Source organism: Enterococcus canintestini, from assembly GCF_001885735.1.
GTDB lineage: Bacteria > Bacillota > Bacilli > Lactobacillales > Enterococcaceae > Enterococcus_C > Enterococcus_C canintestini.
On record NZ_JXKG01000023.1, the window covers coordinates 12,796 to 29,569 of the forward strand.

Annotated in this window: 14 protein-coding genes; 4 read left to right on the top strand and 10 right to left on the bottom strand. The window is 36.5% G+C overall.

The features are described 5' to 3' along the window. Positions 1-63: 63 nt before the first annotated feature. The 7 genes from topA to RU96_RS10970 all read right to left on the bottom strand — a co-directional run bounded on the left by topA (position 64) and on the right by RU96_RS10970 (position 8,743). Positions 64-2,142, bottom strand: a complete 2,079-nt coding sequence (topA, locus tag RU96_RS10940; RefSeq protein ID WP_071865554.1) for a type I DNA topoisomerase — start codon at positions 2,140-2,142, stop codon at positions 64-66. 118 nt (positions 2,143-2,260) lie between these two features. Beyond that, positions 2,261-3,127 carry a DNA-processing protein DprA gene (dprA, locus tag RU96_RS10945; protein WP_071865555.1) on the bottom strand — a complete coding sequence of 289 codons (867 nt, stop codon included), beginning with the start codon at positions 3,125-3,127 and terminating at the stop codon, positions 2,261-2,263. A gap of 60 nt (positions 3,128-3,187) precedes the next feature. Further along, positions 3,188-3,955: a ribonuclease HII gene (locus tag RU96_RS10950; protein WP_071865556.1), complete on the bottom strand. Its 768-nt coding sequence runs from the start codon at positions 3,953-3,955 to the stop codon at positions 3,188-3,190. Continuing rightward, on the bottom strand, positions 3,936-4,805 hold the full coding sequence (gene ylqF, locus RU96_RS10955) for a ribosome biogenesis GTPase YlqF (protein WP_071865557.1): 870 nt from the start codon (positions 4,803-4,805) through the stop codon (positions 3,936-3,938). The genes RU96_RS10950 and ylqF overlap by 20 nt, the downstream gene beginning before the upstream one ends. Before the next feature lie 254 nt (positions 4,806-5,059). Continuing rightward, the gene (gene tuf, locus RU96_RS10960) at positions 5,060-6,247 is read right to left on the bottom strand and encodes an elongation factor Tu (protein WP_071865558.1); all 1,188 of its coding nucleotides are present in this window, start codon (positions 6,245-6,247) and stop codon (positions 5,060-5,062) included. 256 nt (positions 6,248-6,503) lie between these two features. Next, positions 6,504-7,508 (bottom strand): nucleoid-associated protein, encoded by a 1,005-nt coding sequence (locus RU96_RS10965; RefSeq protein ID WP_071865559.1) that lies wholly within the window; start codon positions 7,506-7,508, stop codon positions 6,504-6,506. A 140-nt stretch (positions 7,509-7,648) separates the two neighbouring features. Further along, a complete protein-coding gene (locus RU96_RS10970; protein WP_071865560.1) occupies positions 7,649-8,743 on the bottom strand; it encodes a serine hydrolase domain-containing protein in 1,095 nt (364 codons plus the stop codon). Positions 8,744-8,872: 129 nt separating this feature from the next. Here RU96_RS10970 and RU96_RS10975 point away from each other — a divergent pair, with 129 nt between their 5' ends. The 3 genes from RU96_RS10975 to RU96_RS10985 all read left to right on the top strand — a co-directional run bounded on the left by RU96_RS10975 (position 8,873) and on the right by RU96_RS10985 (position 10,826). Then, positions 8,873-9,724: an aldo/keto reductase gene (locus tag RU96_RS10975; RefSeq protein WP_071865561.1), complete on the top strand. Its 852-nt coding sequence runs from the start codon at positions 8,873-8,875 to the stop codon at positions 9,722-9,724. 1 nt (position 9,725) lies between these two features. Continuing rightward, a complete protein-coding gene (locus RU96_RS10980; RefSeq protein ID WP_071865562.1) occupies positions 9,726-9,983 on the top strand; it encodes a hypothetical protein in 258 nt (85 codons plus the stop codon). 138 nt (positions 9,984-10,121) lie between these two features. Continuing rightward, on the top strand, positions 10,122-10,826 hold the full coding sequence (locus RU96_RS10985; protein ID WP_071865563.1) for a hypothetical protein: 705 nt from the start codon (positions 10,122-10,124) through the stop codon (positions 10,824-10,826). Positions 10,827-10,925: 99 nt separating this feature from the next. On the opposite strand, the gene RU96_RS12710 is transcribed toward RU96_RS10985, so the two are convergent. Next, positions 10,926-13,337 (bottom strand): hydroxymethylglutaryl-CoA reductase, degradative, encoded by a 2,412-nt coding sequence (locus RU96_RS12710; protein WP_084035491.1) that lies wholly within the window; start codon positions 13,335-13,337, stop codon positions 10,926-10,928. 212 nt (positions 13,338-13,549) lie between these two features. Between RU96_RS12710 and RU96_RS10995 the strand changes: the two genes are divergently transcribed. Continuing rightward, complete coding sequence (locus RU96_RS10995) at positions 13,550-14,713, top strand: hydroxymethylglutaryl-CoA synthase (RefSeq protein WP_071865564.1); 1,164 nt, start codon at positions 13,550-13,552, stop codon at positions 14,711-14,713. A 49-nt stretch (positions 14,714-14,762) separates the two neighbouring features. Here RU96_RS10995 and hisS read toward each other — a convergent pair whose 3' ends face one another. Together hisS and RU96_RS11005 are read right to left on the bottom strand one after the other, a co-directional pair. Further along, on the bottom strand, positions 14,763-16,046 hold the full coding sequence (hisS, locus tag RU96_RS11000) for a histidine--tRNA ligase (RefSeq protein WP_071865565.1): 1,284 nt from the start codon (positions 16,044-16,046) through the stop codon (positions 14,763-14,765). 228 nt (positions 16,047-16,274) lie between these two features. Then, entirely contained in the window at positions 16,275-16,580 is a 306-nt protein-coding gene (locus RU96_RS11005) for a nucleotide pyrophosphohydrolase (protein ID WP_071865566.1), read from the bottom strand. Between the last annotated feature and the right edge of the window lie 194 nt (positions 16,581-16,774).

Consider the following 16,774-nt stretch of genomic DNA (forward strand, 5'->3'; position numbering starts at 1 on the left):
CCTAATTTTTAACAAAAGGAGTAGCCTCTTCATTAGAAAATGGCTACTAGCCTTTTGTATGATTTATTTTTGCACGTTTTCTTCGTAGTCACCATTAATACATACGACTTGTTTGCCGCCTTTGACTTTTTTCTCCACCAAATACTGGCCACATTTTGGACAATCGCGACCAACTGGTTTATCCCACGAAGTAAAGTCACAATCTGGATAGCGCGAACAGCCGTAGAATAAACGGTTTTTCTTAGATTTTCTTTCGATGACTTGACCTTCGTGACAAACAGGACAAGTCACGCCGATTTCTTTAACGATGGGTTTTGTATTACGACAGTCAGGAAAATTACTACAAGCATAGAATTTTCCATAACGGCCCAATTTAATCACCATTGGATGGCCACAAACATCACAGTCAAAGCCTGCTGGTTCATCTTTAATTTGAATTTTTTCAATTTTTTCTTCCGCAGTAGTTAGTTCAGCTTCAAAAGGTTTGTAGAAACGATCGACAACTTTAATCCAGTTTTCTTTACCTTCTTCTACCTTATCTAAATCTGTTTCCATTTCAGCAGTAAAGTTCACATTGACGATTTGAGGGAAGAATTCTTCAATTAATGAATTCACAATTTCCCCTAATTCAGTTGGTTCAAATCGCTTTTGTTGGAGTTTTACATAATAGCGGCGTTGAATCGTTTCAATAGTCGGCGCATACGTGGAAGGTCGCCCTACCCCTTTTTCTTCCAAAGTCCGAATCAATGTCGCTTCACTAAAGCGTGCTGGCGGCTGTGTAAAATGTTGTTTTGGTTCAATATCAACTGCTTTGACCACATCACCGACAACCAATTCAGGTAAAATATTTTCTTTTTCTTCTTTTCCGTCATCTGTACCTTCTACATAAACCTGCATAAAGCCTTTAAATTTAACCTTTGAACCATTGGCAATAAAGATAACGCCATTTTGTTCTAAAGTCACTTTCATCGTATCTAAGATAGCTGGTGTCATTTGGCTGGCAACAAAACGTGACCAAATTAGCGTATAAAGTTTTAATTGATCTTTATCCAAATATTTTTTCATTTCATCTGGCGTCCGCATTACACTAGTAGGACGCACCGCTTCATGGGCATCTTGTGCTCCTTGTGCGTTTTTTACTTTCTTGTGGCTATGAGAAGAATACTCTTTACCATAAGTTGTTTCAATAAATTCAGCTGCTTCAGCTTTAGCGGAATCTGCAATTCGTTTTGAATCCGTCCGCATATACGTAATCAAACCAACTGTTCCTTGTTTACCTAAAGCAATCCCTTCATAAAGCTGTTGGGCTACCATCATCGTTTTACGAGTACGAAAATTAAGCTTACGGGCAGCTTCTTGTTGCATACTACTGGTGGTAAAAGGTGCGGCAGGGTTACGTTTGCGTTCTTTTTTCTCAACCTTAGTAACCGCGTAATCTTTCCCATCTAACCGGCTAGTGACTTCTTTAATACTTTCTGCATTGGGTAATTTTTTCTTCTTACCATCGACACCCCAAAAATTCGCTTTGAATTTTTTGCGTTCTTTTTGAAAATTACCATCAATTGACCAATATTCTTCGGGAATAAATTGGCGAATTTCTTTTTCGCGATCGATAACCATTTTTAAAGCAATAGATTGTACGCGACCTGCACTTAAACCTTTTTTAACTTTTCGCCATAAAATAGGACTAATCGAGTAACCCACTAACCGGTCTAAAACTCGGCGTGCTTGTTGGGCATCAACTAAATCTAAATCGATAGTTCGCGGTTCTTTAAATGCTGCTTTAACTGCATCTTTTGTGATTTCATTAAAGACGACCCGATTTTTATCTGCTAAATCAAGATTTAATAAATGAGCTAAATGCCAAGCAATTGCTTCTCCTTCACGGTCCGGGTCACTTGCAAGATAAACTTTTTGCGCTTTTTTAGCCGCACTTCTTAAACTTTTGATAACATCGCCCTTACCACGAATGGAAATATAGTGAGGCTCATAATTATTTTCGACATCAATCCCCATTTTGCTTTTTGGCAAATCACGAATATGCCCTACACTGGCAACGACTTTATAGTTTCGCCCGAGGTACTTTTCGATTGTCTTGGCTTTGGCCGGTGACTCAACAATTACTAAATATTTATATGCCATATTAAAATGATGGCTCCTTCCTAACATTTTTACTACTATATTATACTTGAAATTTTGTAACCAAATCGTAGGTAATCATATCCATTAAAAAAATGTTTGTCAAGGAAGGCAATTAATCTTACTCAAAATTTGGCATCTCTTCTAAAATATCTTTTAAGGAAATAATACATTTCGCACCATCTTGAATTAGCTGTAAACAACCGGTTGAACGTCCATTTAATATATCACCTGGAAAAGCAAAAACTTCTTTACCTGTATCAAGTGCCAATTGCGCAGTTGTAAGCGAACCACTTTTGGCCCGCGCTTCAACGACACATACTGCTTGTGCTAACCCCGCAATAATTCGATTGCGCATAGGAAAATGATATTTTCTAACCGGTGTCCCGTATGGATATTCACTAATCACTAGTTGTTTTTTTAACATTTCCCAATAAATTGAAAAAACTTCTTTAGGATAACAAATATCTAAGCCACACCCCACAACGCCAATGGTATTTCCAAAAGACTGCATGGCAGCTAAATGACTATAGCTATCTACCCCTTTTGCTAAGCCACTAACAATTGTATAGCCTTGAACTGACAAAGGTGGAACAAATTTTTTAACGATTTCTTGCCCATAGGCAGATACATTACGTGAACCGACAAAAGCAATAACTTTTTCTTGTTGTAATAATTCAATTTTACCTTCATAAAATAAAACAAAAGGCGGCTGTGGAAGTTGTCTTAAGCGTTCAGGATAAAGTGGCGAATCCAGTGTAATGTATTTTTGCCCCTTTAATTTTTGCTGCAAAACTTCTTTAGTCAAAAAATTCCAGTCATTGCAAAAGACAAAAATATCACATCTTTTGGATAAAAATGGACGCAATTCACTGGCAGTAAAATCAAAATATTTCTGCTTTTGCGCGTATTCAAAAATACGCCATTTCGTAATGATACCGGCACCTTTAACTAAAGCTAATTTTAATAAAAACCACTCTCTATTCATAAAAAAACCTTCTTTCTACTTATCTTCAAACTAAAGATACGCAAAAAAGAAGGAAAATTTTTATAAATATTTTTTTACCGGTGCAAAACTCTTCCGGTGAATTGGTGAAATACCATGCTGCGCCAAACCATTTAAATGATCTTTTGTTCCATAGCCTGCATTTTTGTCAAAAGCATAAAAGGGAAAAATTTGATGGTATTCTTTCATTAAATTATCCCGCATTTCCTTGGCGATAATACTGGCTGCGGCGATAGAAACAGAACGTGCATCCCCTTTGATTAAATTATCTTGCGGCAGATCACAATCTAATTTGACAGCATCGACTAGTAAATGACTAGGTTTTATTGTCAGGTCTTCTAAAGCAAGTAGCATCGCTTTTTTACTGGCTTGTAAAATATTGATGCGATCAATTTCCTCGTGATCTACTACACCAATTCCAACACTCACGGCCTGAGCTTGTATTTCAGCGTACAATTCTGCTCTTTTTTTAGCTGACAATTGCTTGGAATCATTTAAGCCTAAAATTTCAATATTCGCAGGTAAGACTACGGCTGCGGCTACTACTGGTCCAGCTAAAGGTCCTCTACCCACTTCATCGATCCCTGCCACAAAACGGTGCCCCTTTTGGTACAATTCTCGTTCAAAACGCGTCATTTCAAAATACTGATCTTTTAGTGCCTGTTCTTTTTCTAGGCGACGATAAAATTGCTGCAATAATTTTTGCACTCCTGATCTTTTATCCTCCGCTAAAATAGTCAGATAAGGATCGTGAGCATCTGTTAATGTTGCGAGTTTTAATTTTATCTCTTTAATTGCTTCTGCTTTCATAAAAGGCTCCTGCTTCTTCATATCGATCTAAAGTAAACGGTCCTAATTTACTTTGACGAATTTCAACGACAACCAACTCACTCCCGCGATCATAATCATCTCGAAATCCTCTTTTTTCGGTAATTAGCATTAGTAATTCTGGTAGGGGAAGCTCCTCATCTGCCAACGTCAAATGATAGCGTTTGGCTACACGACCAGGGTAATAGCGCGTAAAAAAGTCCAAGCCATACAATGCGATATCATCTAAATGTAATAACTGATCTTTAATCGCACCGGTGAGGGCTAATTTTTTACCAATTTCAGCATCTTCAAATTTAGGCCATAAAATTCCTGGTGTGTCTAAAAGCTCTAGTTCGCTACCAGACCGCAACCATTGTTGTCCTTTTGTCACCCCAGGTTTATTTCCTGTTTGGGCGATTTTTTTACCTACCAAACGATTCATTAAAGTAGATTTACCGACATTGGGAATTCCAATCACCATAGCCCGAATGGCCCGTGGTTTAATCCCACGCGCTTTATCTTTTGCAAATTTAGCTGCTAAAACTGTTTTGGCTTTAGCGACAATTTTTTTAGTCCCTTGATTTTCTAAAGCATTCAAAGCTAAGGCAGCAAATCCTTGATTTTCAAAATAATTTTGCCATTTTTGAGTTTGCTCAGGATCCGCTAAGTCCGCTTTATTTAGTATCACTAAGCGTGGCTTTTGCTGTAAAATTTGATCTAATAATGGATTTCTTGAAGATAGTGGTAATCTAGCATCAACTAATTCAAAAACAATATCGACAAACTTTAATTTTTCAGTAACTTCCCGTTTGGCTTTTGCCATGTGTCCAGGGAACCATTGAATTGTCATTTTAGGCAACTCCTCTCATTTAACACACATCTTTGGCATTTTAACATGAAAATTCACAATTTAAAATGTGTTCTGTTGTGTTTTTAACTTTATATAATCTATTTTAGCCCTCTAATAAGGCATATAAATAACTAGGATGAAAAAAATATAGGAACTACTTTAGTCTTCAAGTAAAATTTCATCGTCACAATAAATTCCACCTAAAAAAAAAGACACACTGCAAATCTGCAGCGTGCCTTTAAAAGAAACTAAAATTAGTTTTCGATTTCAGTTACCATACCTGAACCAACAGTACGTCCACCTTCACGAATTGAGAAAGTAGTCCCTTTTTCAACCGCGATTGGATGAATCAATTCTACTTCAATTGTAACGTTATCACCAGGCATTACCATTTCAGTTCCTTCAGGTAATGAAATGTTCCCAGTTACGTCAGTTGTACGGAAGTAAAATTGTGGGCGATAGTTATTAAAGAATGGAGTATGACGTCCACCTTCTTCTTTTGTTAAGATATAAACTTCACCTTTGAATTTTGTATGTGGTGTAATTGAACCTGGTTTAGCTAAAACTTGACCACGTTCGACTTCATCACGAGTAATCCCACGTAATAATACCCCAACGTTATCGCCTGCTTCACCATAATCCAAAGTTTTACGGAACATTTCCAAACCAGTTACAACAGCTTTTTGTGTTTCTGGTTTAATCCCGATAATTTCAACTTCATCACCAACGTTAACTTTACCACGGTCAATACGACCTGAAGCAACAGTACCACGGCCAGTGATAGTGAAGACATCTTCTACTGGTAACAAGAATGGTTTGTCATTGTCACGTTCTGGAGTTGGGATGTATTCGTCCACAGTGTCCATCAAGTTCATGATGACTTCTTCTTGTTCTGGGTCGCCTTCTAATGCTTTTAAAGCAGAGCCACGGATAACAGGAATATCATCACCAGGGAAATTGTATTCGTTTAATAGTTCACGAACTTCCATTTCAACAAGTTCTAATAATTCTTCGTCATCAACTAAGTCTGTTTTGTTCAAGAAGACGATTAAATACTTAACCCCTACTTGACGTGCTAATAGAATATGTTCACGAGTTTGTGGCATAGGACCATCAGTTGCAGATACAACTAAAATAGCACCATCCATTTGGGCCGCACCGGTAATCATGTTTTTAACATAGTCCGCGTGCCCTGGAGCATCGATATGCGCATAGTGACGTTTTTCTGTTTCATATTCTACGTGTGCAGTGTTAATTGTAATCCCACGTTCACGTTCTTCTGGTGCAGCGTCAATACTTGCGTAATCTTGTGGATTTGCTAATCCTTTTTTACCTAAAACAGTCGTGATTGCGGCAGTTAATGTCGTTTTACCATGGTCGACGTGTCCAATAGTCCCGATATTAACATGTGGTTTACTTCTGTCATAATGTTCTTTTGCCATTAATAAAACCTCCAATAATTATTATCAGCGGGTCAAACATTGCTGACTCTCTGATATCTATTATAGACTTTTCCTTACAATTGTAAAAAATTTACGCTTGTAAATTGCTTACTTTTTATAAGTTTTTATCTGACTCTTATTATAGGTCAATTTTAGTCAAAGTCAAAAGATATGTCTTGGGTCAAAATAAGTTGAAATTTCCAACTAAAAAAAGCCAAAAGAAAAAAGCCATCGCTTCAAAACGACAGCTTTTAACTTATAACCGATTAATCACATCTTCTACATTTTTAATCATCACAGAAATTGTGCCATCAGGATTATTAGTAAACTCAATTAAATTAGGGTCGCGATAAACTTCTAGAGGTACGATTAATTCGATACCATTGGAAAGTTTTAATTTTTGTTTGCTGTATTTTTTTTCGGTAATCTCTTTTACTTCTCTTAACAATGGTGCCTCGTTGACAAAGCCCTTCTCTACGACTTCTTCTTCAAAAGCCATTTGGGCGGTAATATTGTCTTTAAAAACTTTTTGTGCGACTTCTTTTACTTCTAGCTGTCCTTTTTCTTCAATCGCTTCATAAACAGCGTCTTTTACATCAGCGACAATGTCATGACTTGCTGCTTCATATTTTTTGCCAATTTTTTCAGCTACTTTTTTTATAACTTTAACATTTTCTTCCAGTGACGGGATGGGTTGACTTTCAATGACCCGCGTTGAAAAATAGAACCCCTTTTCACCAGAAAAAGTATATTTCTTTTCAATTAATTCATACACCATCTCCGTTAAGTCAATAGTAATCCCTTCATCTGCTTTTTGTGTTTTGCCAGCTAAAATCGCACGATTAATAATAAGTTGATTGTTTAGTCCTGTTTCTGTAGCATCCACAAAATGTGTAAAGCCGTCATTATAATTAACTTTTAAAAACGCCAACTGCATTTTTGTATCTAATTCATATAAAACGACAAAAACATCCGCACTAGGCGCATCTTCACTTTGACTGTAAACGTCATACCAACGGGCGACTAATTGTTCAGATACTTGGACAAAATCATCTTGCGCTTGACTTGCTAATGCCTCAAAAGCAGAACCTGGCACTAAACTTCCCGTTTTTGTTTGTGCACTTGCTAGTTTTTGAATTTTCTTTGTTAAGTAATCCCGAATATATTCTGTCGTTAGATCCAATTCCATTTGAGAGTACACAGGATCGCCACTTTGACGATCAATAATATGCAAAATTGCTTTTTTTAAATAGATATCCATTGTCTTCGCTCTTTTCTTAAATTAACATTCTGTTCTAGTTTACAGAAAAAAATAACGAAAAGACAAGTCTTTCCGCTATTTTTAAATGGATTTTACTTAAAAAGATAAAATTCAGCCTCATTTAACCGCATTAAAATAATTTAAAGTGCCACAGTAAAATCGTAAATTTCTGTTGCTAACTGTTCGTCACCGCCAACAGCTGGTTGATTGGCAAATAGAATAACCAAGTTTTGATTACTTTCATCACCGTAAACAAAAGTATCATAACCTCCCAGTGAACCATGAATGCTTTTTAGTCCTTCATCATGCCAAATACCACCGGCGTAACCAGCATTTTCTATTTGTGCTAACTGTTTATACTCTTTGGCTGTTAAAATTTTGCCATTTGTTAAACCTTCTTGCACTTTCAGCATATCATCAATGCTCATAAATAAGTTTCCTGCTCCTAATAAACTAGAAAAAAGAGCTTTATCTGCGTGAAAGGCATCATCTTGATAGTCCTTACCATCTTTGTAGCAATAAGCAATTGGTAATGTCATTTTAGGCGGACGCTTTTCCCAGGAAAATGTACGTTTCAAATGCAGTGGTGTAATAATTTTATTCTGCAGAACAGTTTCATACTTTTCACCTGTCAGCTGACTAATTACACCTGACAACAAAGTATAATTTGCGTTAGTATATTGAAAACTATGATCTTCTCCCACGTTAATCTCACTTAAAACATAGTTTAGCTGATCTTCTTCTAACCCCAGTAGTTTACCAGGGTTACTTTCAGCCATTTGAATTCCTGAGGTATGATCTAAAAGTTGCCGGATTTTAATATCAGCAAGCTCTGGATGATCAGGATAAAACTCTGCTAATTTGGTATCGTAAGAAAGTTTTCCAGAGGCTACTAATTGAGCAATTAAACTACCCGTCATAAATTTTTGTAATGAAGCAATTGGATACGCCAAACGGCTAGAATTTCTTTTGAGACGACCAAAATTGGCATAGCCATAAGCACTACGATTGATGACAGCACCGTTTTTGACCACTAATACCACGCCTTTAAAATGCTCCTTATTAACCATTTGGCTAATATCTGCCTTGACTAAAGGATTACTTTGTACCAACATGCTGGAGACTGTAGTTGTCTCTTTGGTACTATCTGGTAAAGGTGTTTCTATAAACTGCCAGACAATAATAAATAATGCGACGAATACCACACTTATCATTAACCAATATCTCTTTTTCATGAAGTTGCCTCTTTTCTGGTGCTGATTATACTGCAAAGAGGAAAATTTGTTTACTAAAAACAAAATGAAAGAAAAAAATCAATAATTACGCTACACTAAGAGTAACAAATAGAATTGGAGGCTTTAAAGATGGAAAATCTTACATCAACTTACACTCTGGCAAACGGCGTCAAAATCCCTAAAGTCGGTTTTGGCACTTGGCAAACTCCTGACGGGGATGTTGCGGTAGAATCTGTTAAAGCAGCGCTAGCAGCCGGCTATCGCCATATCGACACTGCTCAAGGTTACCATAATGAAAAAAGTGTCGGTAAAGGCATCAAAGAAAGTGGTGTACCACGTTCTGAAATTTTTCTAACTACAAAATTATGGAATGAAAATCATAGTTATGATTTAGTAATGGAAAGTTTCGCCCAATCATTAAAAGAACTTGATACAGATTATGTTGATTTATTCTTAATACATTGGCCTAATCCTGTGACCTTTAGAGATAACTGGCAAGAAGCTAACGCCCAAACTTGGAAGGCAATGGAAGAATTATACGAAGCAGGTAAAATCAAAGCGATCGGTGTCAGCAATTTCTTACCCCATCACCTTGATGAGTTAAAAAAGACTGCTAAAATTATGCCACAAGTCAATCAAATTTTCTTAGCACCTGGTGAATTGCAACCTGAAGTCGTGAAATATGCCCAAGAACATGATATTTTATTAGAAGCATATAGTCCTCTTGGCACAGGTAAAATTTTTAGCGTTCCAGAAATGCAAACAATTGCCGCTAATCACAATAAATCAATTGCTCAAGTGGCTCTTCGTTGGTCATTACAACACGGCTTTTTACCATTACCAAAATCTGTTCATGCCGACCGAATTAAAGAAAACAGTGAAATCTTTGACTTTGAATTAACTGAAGAAGAAATGGCTACTATTAACCAATTGGATGGGGTTGTCGGTAAAGCGAAAAACCCTGATACTGCAAACTTTTAAGATGACAGAAGAAAATGTACAACAGCGGCTGCAAAATTTACCCACTGCAGTTTTGAACGCTATTCATTCTGATTTCGTTTTCTTAGTTTGGCCTAAAAAAGTTCAACATTTTCCAGCTAGAAATTGGCGTCAAGCACAATTTAAAAAGACCATTTCCGACTATTTTACTACTCCAATTTATACTACTTTTCAAAATTATTCGGTAGTATTTGAAAAAAATAGTGACTTAATCCTAATTTTACCGGGAATGGAACAATAATAAAGACAATGGTTGTCATATTTTACGACAAATTTGGCAATCATTGTCTTTATTTTCACTTTTTTTACATTATTGCTTTTCATTTACGCTAACTTTTCTTATAATCATAAAGAACTCAATTCAGAAAAGGAGATATTTATGAAGAAGAAACAAAAACAAAAATTATTAAAACAATTTCGTCCTAATTTTGAACAAGTCCGTTTACAATTATTCAACGAGATCGTTTCAAAAGCCAAAAGAGATTATAATTTAAGCTTGGATATTTTCATCGATCCGAAGAAAAAAGACGATATGACAGTAGCCTTTAACAATGGCCAACAGGTCCAACAATTCACTGTACCAATGGATGAAAATTTCAATACCGTGGTTAAACGGATTCAAAAACAAGAAAAAGGATTATTGGATCGCTTTAGTACCAATCTAGCTGACAGTATCGCTTCTTACCTACAACCGAACTTACCACAAGGATTGTCAAGTACCACCGCTGCAGACAGCCAAGAAGTTGTAGAAGAACCAGATACTAAACAAGCAACACCACAAAAAGAAACTGAAAAAAACAATGTTGCTGAAGTTCATGATGAGAAAAAAGCGAACCACGATGCCATGACGGTCGCTAATTTTGTAGAAAAAATTGAAAGCTTCCCTAAATTTACAGTTAAAACCACTGGCGATCACTATGAAGTTATCGAAAAAACGCCAAAAGAAGAACGGCTATTAGCTACTGTGGCAAAAGATAGTGACGCATTTACAATTGAAAAAGCGTTGGATCGAAAATACAAATTGAAAACAGAAGTCATTCCAATTATTGAGGCTTTTGCAGCAACTCCTGTTTCGGACCGCTAATAAAAAGTAAAATAAACAAGTTTTACTTTCAATCACAGCTCATTACATTAAAAAGAACAGGTCACATTGAAGTGACCTGTTCTTTATTTTAACCCATTATCACTTGTGGCGTAGTTGTGCTAAAATTTTCTTTGCTGTTGCTTGATTCATCTTTGCTTCTTTTTGCAAAGCCTGACTAACTATTGCGATTTCACTTCCCTTAGCGCCAACTGTCATTGCTAAAGAACGTGATTGTAATGCCATGTGGCCTTTTTGAATACCTTCTGATACTAAAGCTCGTAACGCCGCTAAGTTTTGAGCTAATCCTACTGAGGCGACCACTGCTGCTAATTCTTTTGCATCAGAAACATCCAAAATATTTAACGCAACTTGGGCTTTTGGTAAGACTTTTGTTGCACCACCGACAGTGGCAATTGCAAGTGGTAAAACTAAGCGACCTTTCAAATACTCACCGTCTAATTGCCACTCACTTAAGCCTTCATATTGGCCATTACGAGCTGCATAGGCATGGGCTGCGGCTGCCACTGCTCGCGTATCGTTTCCAGTGGCTAAAATAACACCATCCACGCCATTCATAATTCCCTTATTATGAGTAGTAGCACGATATGGATCTTTTTTAGCATAGTCACTTGCTACAACGATCTTTTCTGCCACTTTATAGCCATTTCCGCCCTTGGCTAAATTACTAACTGGCACCTGACAACTTACTTCAACTAAAGACTCAGTTGCTAAGTTACTTAAAATACTAAAGAGAATGTTTTCTGTCGGAAAAACTGTGCGTAATTTCGTGGCAACACCTTCTAAAATACCATTAACAATATTAGCCCCCATGGCATCTTTTACATCTACTTTTAAATCAACCGAAAGATAATTTTCAATTTGACGCCAGCTGACTTCTTTTAGCCCACCCCCGCGTTTGACAATCGAAGGATAACTTTCCTTAGCAACGTCAAATAGCAATGATTGATTCTGTTCCAACCATGTAATTAATTTTTTTGCATCCAGTACATCATAAAAAACGATTTGACCTCGTAATAATCGTTCTTTAATCACAGTTTTAAAGCTTTCTGCCATTTTTGCACCATAACTACAAGCGGCAACAACTGAAGGTTCTTCTGTTGCAAGCGGAACGAGATACTCTTTATCATCTACCACCAGATTTAATGCCAAGCCCATTGGCGTTTGTGTTTCACTAATTTGATTTTCAATCATGTGATTGGCAATAGTGGAATCTAATGCAGTCTTTTGTAGTTCGGCTGTTTGACTCGCAGTCAGCTTGCCATCATTTTGTAACTTATCTAAACGCTCAGTTTGACTCATTTGATAGAATTTTTTTTTTTGAATATTTTGGTTAGGACTTTTAAGTAGCATCGCTAAACCTAACCCACCACCAATACATAAAGAAGCTACCCCATACTTTTTATCTTCTTGTTGTAACTGATGACTAAGAGTCGTCAACAGGCGGGCTCCAGTGGCACCAATGGCATGCCCTAAAGAAATACCCCCACCGTATTGATTCACTTTATTGTGATCTAAGCCTAGTTCTCTTTCTACCGCTACAGAAGAAGCAGCAAAAGCTTCATTAATTTCAAATAAATCGATGTCTGCCACCGTTTTTTCTTGAGTCGCCAATAATTCAGTGACCGCTTTAATTGGGGATACTCCCATAATAGCAGGATCGATTCCAACTTCACTAAAGCCACATATTTCAGTTAAATAAGGCAAGTTGTGGCTGTCTGCATATTCTTTAGTAGCCAGCAATAAAACAGCCGCCCCATCATTAATGGTAGAAGCGTTACCAGCTGTTACCGTCCCGTTTTCTTTAAAAACGGTCCGTAGCTGACTTAACTTTTCAACAGAACTATCTGCTCTTATTCCTTCATCTTGGCTCATCATGCCTATCTTGGTTTGAATCGGCACAATTTCTGCTTCAAAGGCACCATTTGCTTGTGCTTGGGCTGCTTTTTTTTGAGAAAAAACAGCAAATTCATCTTGTTGACGACGGGAAACTTGGAAATCTTCCGCCACTTTTTCAGCAGTAAGCCCCATGTGCTTTTGACTAAAGGCATCGGTTAGACCGTCCACAATCATCGCTGATAGTGGTTCACCATATTCATTTGTTTCATAATTAAAATGGCGCAATTCAGGAGCATTGGTCATGCTTTCTGTTCCCCCTGCAATGGCAACTTCTCCTTGGCCTAATTGCAGACTTTGCCAAGCCATAATAACAGCTTTCATGCCAGAACCACATACTTCATTAACAGTTGTTGCTGGAACTTCATAAGGTAAGCCACTATTTAGACTAATTTGTCTTGCCACATTTTGACCATTTCCAGCCTGTAAGACATTACCAAATATAACTTGTTTAATATCAGCTTTTACTTCAGGATAACGTGATAATAAAGATTTAGTAACTGTAGTACCTAGATCAACAGCACTATATTGGGCTAAAGCCCCTTTATACTTTCCGATTGGACTGCGCAAGGCAGCAACAATAACTATTCTTTTCAAATGTAGCACCTCCATTAGGGAATATATCATTTCTTTGATAAAAAAAAAATAACCTTAACTAATTCTGACCATTTAGAATCCAAAGTTTAAATAAACTTTAAATTATAAAATAATTTTTTCGTCAAAAACCTTTTTTTATGCTACCTTATAATAGCAAATATGACTGCAAAAGTAACACATCAAAAGAAAAATTTTAAGATAGGGGTTTGTTTATGAAGGTTGGAATAGATAAAATTAGTTTTTTTGTACCACCATACTATGTTGACATGGCTGAATTAGCAACAGCACGGGCAGTTGATCCTGGGAAGTATTTAATCGGGATTGGGCAGTCACAAATGGCAATTGGTCCAAGTAGCCAAGATATTGTTACTTACGCTGCTAATGCTGCCAGCAACATTTTAACTAAAGAAGATAAAGAAGCTATTGATTTAGTTATAGTTGGAACTGAATCAAGTTTTGATGAATCTAAGGCAAGTGCAGTCATTTTACATCGCCTATTGGGGATTCAAGAGTTTGCTCGCGCTTTTGAAATAAAAGAAGCCTGTTATGGAGCAACTGCAGGAATTGAAGCAGCTAAAAATCACATTCGACAACATCCTAAAAGTAAGGCACTCGTGATTGCTGCTGATATCGCTCGGTATGGTTTAAACAACGGCGGTGAACCAACACAAGGAGCCGGCGCTGTAGCGATGATTATTAGTAGTGAACCAAAAATATTAGCCTTAAGTGAGGATACTGTGAACTTAACGCAAGATATTTATGATTTTTGGCGACCAACAGGACATGCTTATCCGCTAGTAGATGGTCCATTATCAAATGAAACTTATATCAATTCTTTTAAAAAAGTTTATACACGTTATGAAGAAATTTACCAGGAAAGTTTTGATACATTTGCAGCACTGGCCTTTCATATTCCTTATACCAAAATGGGGCGAAAAGCTCTACAAGCTGTTTTACCCAAAGCTACACCACAAGATCAAGAGCGTCTTTTAGCCCGTTATGAAGAAAGTATTACTTATAGTCGGCAAGTAGGAAATCTTTATACTGGTTCTTTATATTTAGGACTCATCTCTCTGTTAGAAAACAGTACATCATTACAAGCAGGAGATAAATTGGGACTTTTCAGTTATGGCTCAGGTGCTGTTTCGCAATTTTTTACTGGAACACTGCAACCAGGCTATGAAAAACAATTACTCCCTGATCATCACAAATCTTTATTAACAAATCGCACTAAGCTTTCTGTTTTTGAATATGAAGAAATGTTTAAAGAAGCAGTAGATTACGACGCTACAACAACTTTTAATGATCCTTTACCATTTAGTATTGCCACTATTAAAGATAACATTCGCTTTTATCGTAATGAAGATACAAAGTAAATAAAAAGGCATGTACCATCTGTATTTAAGATGGTGCATGCCTTTTTTGTTAATTACTGTAATTTTTAAAATAGTCATTTAAATGGGAAACGGCAACTTTTTCTTCTGTTCCTTTTTCCATATCTTTAATCACTACTTTTTGTTCTTCCACTTCATTATCACCGATAACCACCACTAGTTTAGCCCCTAGACGGTTAGCCGTTCTAAATTGCGCTTTTAATTTACGGAAATCGATATCTCTTTCACAGGTTAAACCTGCATGACGAGCACTTTGGGCTACAGCTTGTGCTAAAACATTGCCTAATTGATCCATACAGGCCACGTAAACGTCGATACTTTCATCGACAGGGATTTCCTTTCCTTCAGCTTCAACGGCAATCAAAGCTCGTTCTATTCCCAATGCAAAACCAAAACCAGTATCTTTATCAACTGGGCCTCCAAATTCACTAATTAAGCCATCATAACGTCCACCAGCACAAATCGTTGTTAAAACGCCGCCAAAACCTTCAGCTTCACTCATAATTTCAAAAACTGTATGGTTATAATAGTCTAGACCGCGAACCATCCGGTGATCGACTATAAAAGGAATATTTAAAGCATCTAACATACCTTTTACTTCATTAAAGAAAGTAGCACTATACTCATCCAAATAATCTAAAATAGAAGGTGCATTTTCAACAATTGCCTTATCCTTTTTATCTTTACTATCTAATACCCGTAATGGATTTTGATGTAATCGACGTTTAGAATCTTCGCTTAATTGTTCTTCTACAGTTTCTAAATAAGCAATCAATGCATCGCGATAACGCAAGCGACTTTCTTTATTTCCTAAAGTATTAATCACTAACTTCACTTGACTTACGCCTAATTTTTGATAAAAATCTAGCGCCATTGCCATCGTTTCTACATCTGTAGCTGGGTTTTTACTACCAATTACTTCTACACCAATCTGATGAAATTGACGTAGACGCCCCGCTTGAGGTCGCTCATAGCGAAACATGGGACCTACATAGTATCCTTTAAAGGGATTAATATGTTCTGGGCCAAATAATTTATTTTCTACATAACTACGAACTAAAGGAGCCGTACCTTCTGGGCGCAAAGTAATGTGACGTTCTCCCTTATCAAAAAAATCATACATTTCTTTAGTTACGATATCTGTTGTTTCCCCCACACTTCTAGCTACTACTTCAAAGTGTTCAAAAATTGGTGTGCGTAACTCTCTAAAATTATATTCACCAAAGACTTTACGTGCAGTATCCTCTATATATTGCCATTTAGCAGAATTTCCAGGTAAGATGTCCATGGTTCCTTTTGGTTTTTGATATTTCATCAAATAACTCCCTTCAAAGATGTTCAGAAATACTATATCACTTTCCCTGCTAGGTTACTAGTTTGAATCAGCACTCATTGTCTTAAAATGATGTGTTAAATTAAAAATTTTAACAGAGACGTTCAATTTTTAAACAAAAAAATAACTCTTAATAAATTACTTTTTTTCTCAAAATTTTAACTTTTATCAACGCTAGTACATAGAAAATAAGCTTAAACGAAATTTTTATTATTTTGTAGGCTTGGGATATTTAATAGCATTTTTATCTAATTTTTCAGCAATAATTTCATTGATATCAAAGCCTAAATTATCTGCTAACATGTAACTATAAATCAATACGTCTGCAATTTCTTCTTTCAGGTGTTCTTGGTCTAAATTGCCTTCCTCAGAGGTTTTCCATTGATAGATTTCTAGTAATTCATTTGCCTCTAACGAAATAGATAGCGCTAAATCTTTCTCATTATGAAATGGACGCCAATTTCTTTCATCCCGAAACTTATTAATCTTTTTCATCGTTTCTTGTGTATCATTCATCATTTTTCCTCTTTTCTCATTCCTATCATTCATCCTTGTCATTTTAATATAAAAACGCATTTAAAACAAAAATAGAATATGCTAACTTACGTGAATAGCTTCTTCTCAATCAGAACAAAAGGCTATTCCGTAAACAAAAAAGACTCAACAGAAATCTGCTGAGTCTTCATTAGGGCGATCGATGGGAATCGAAC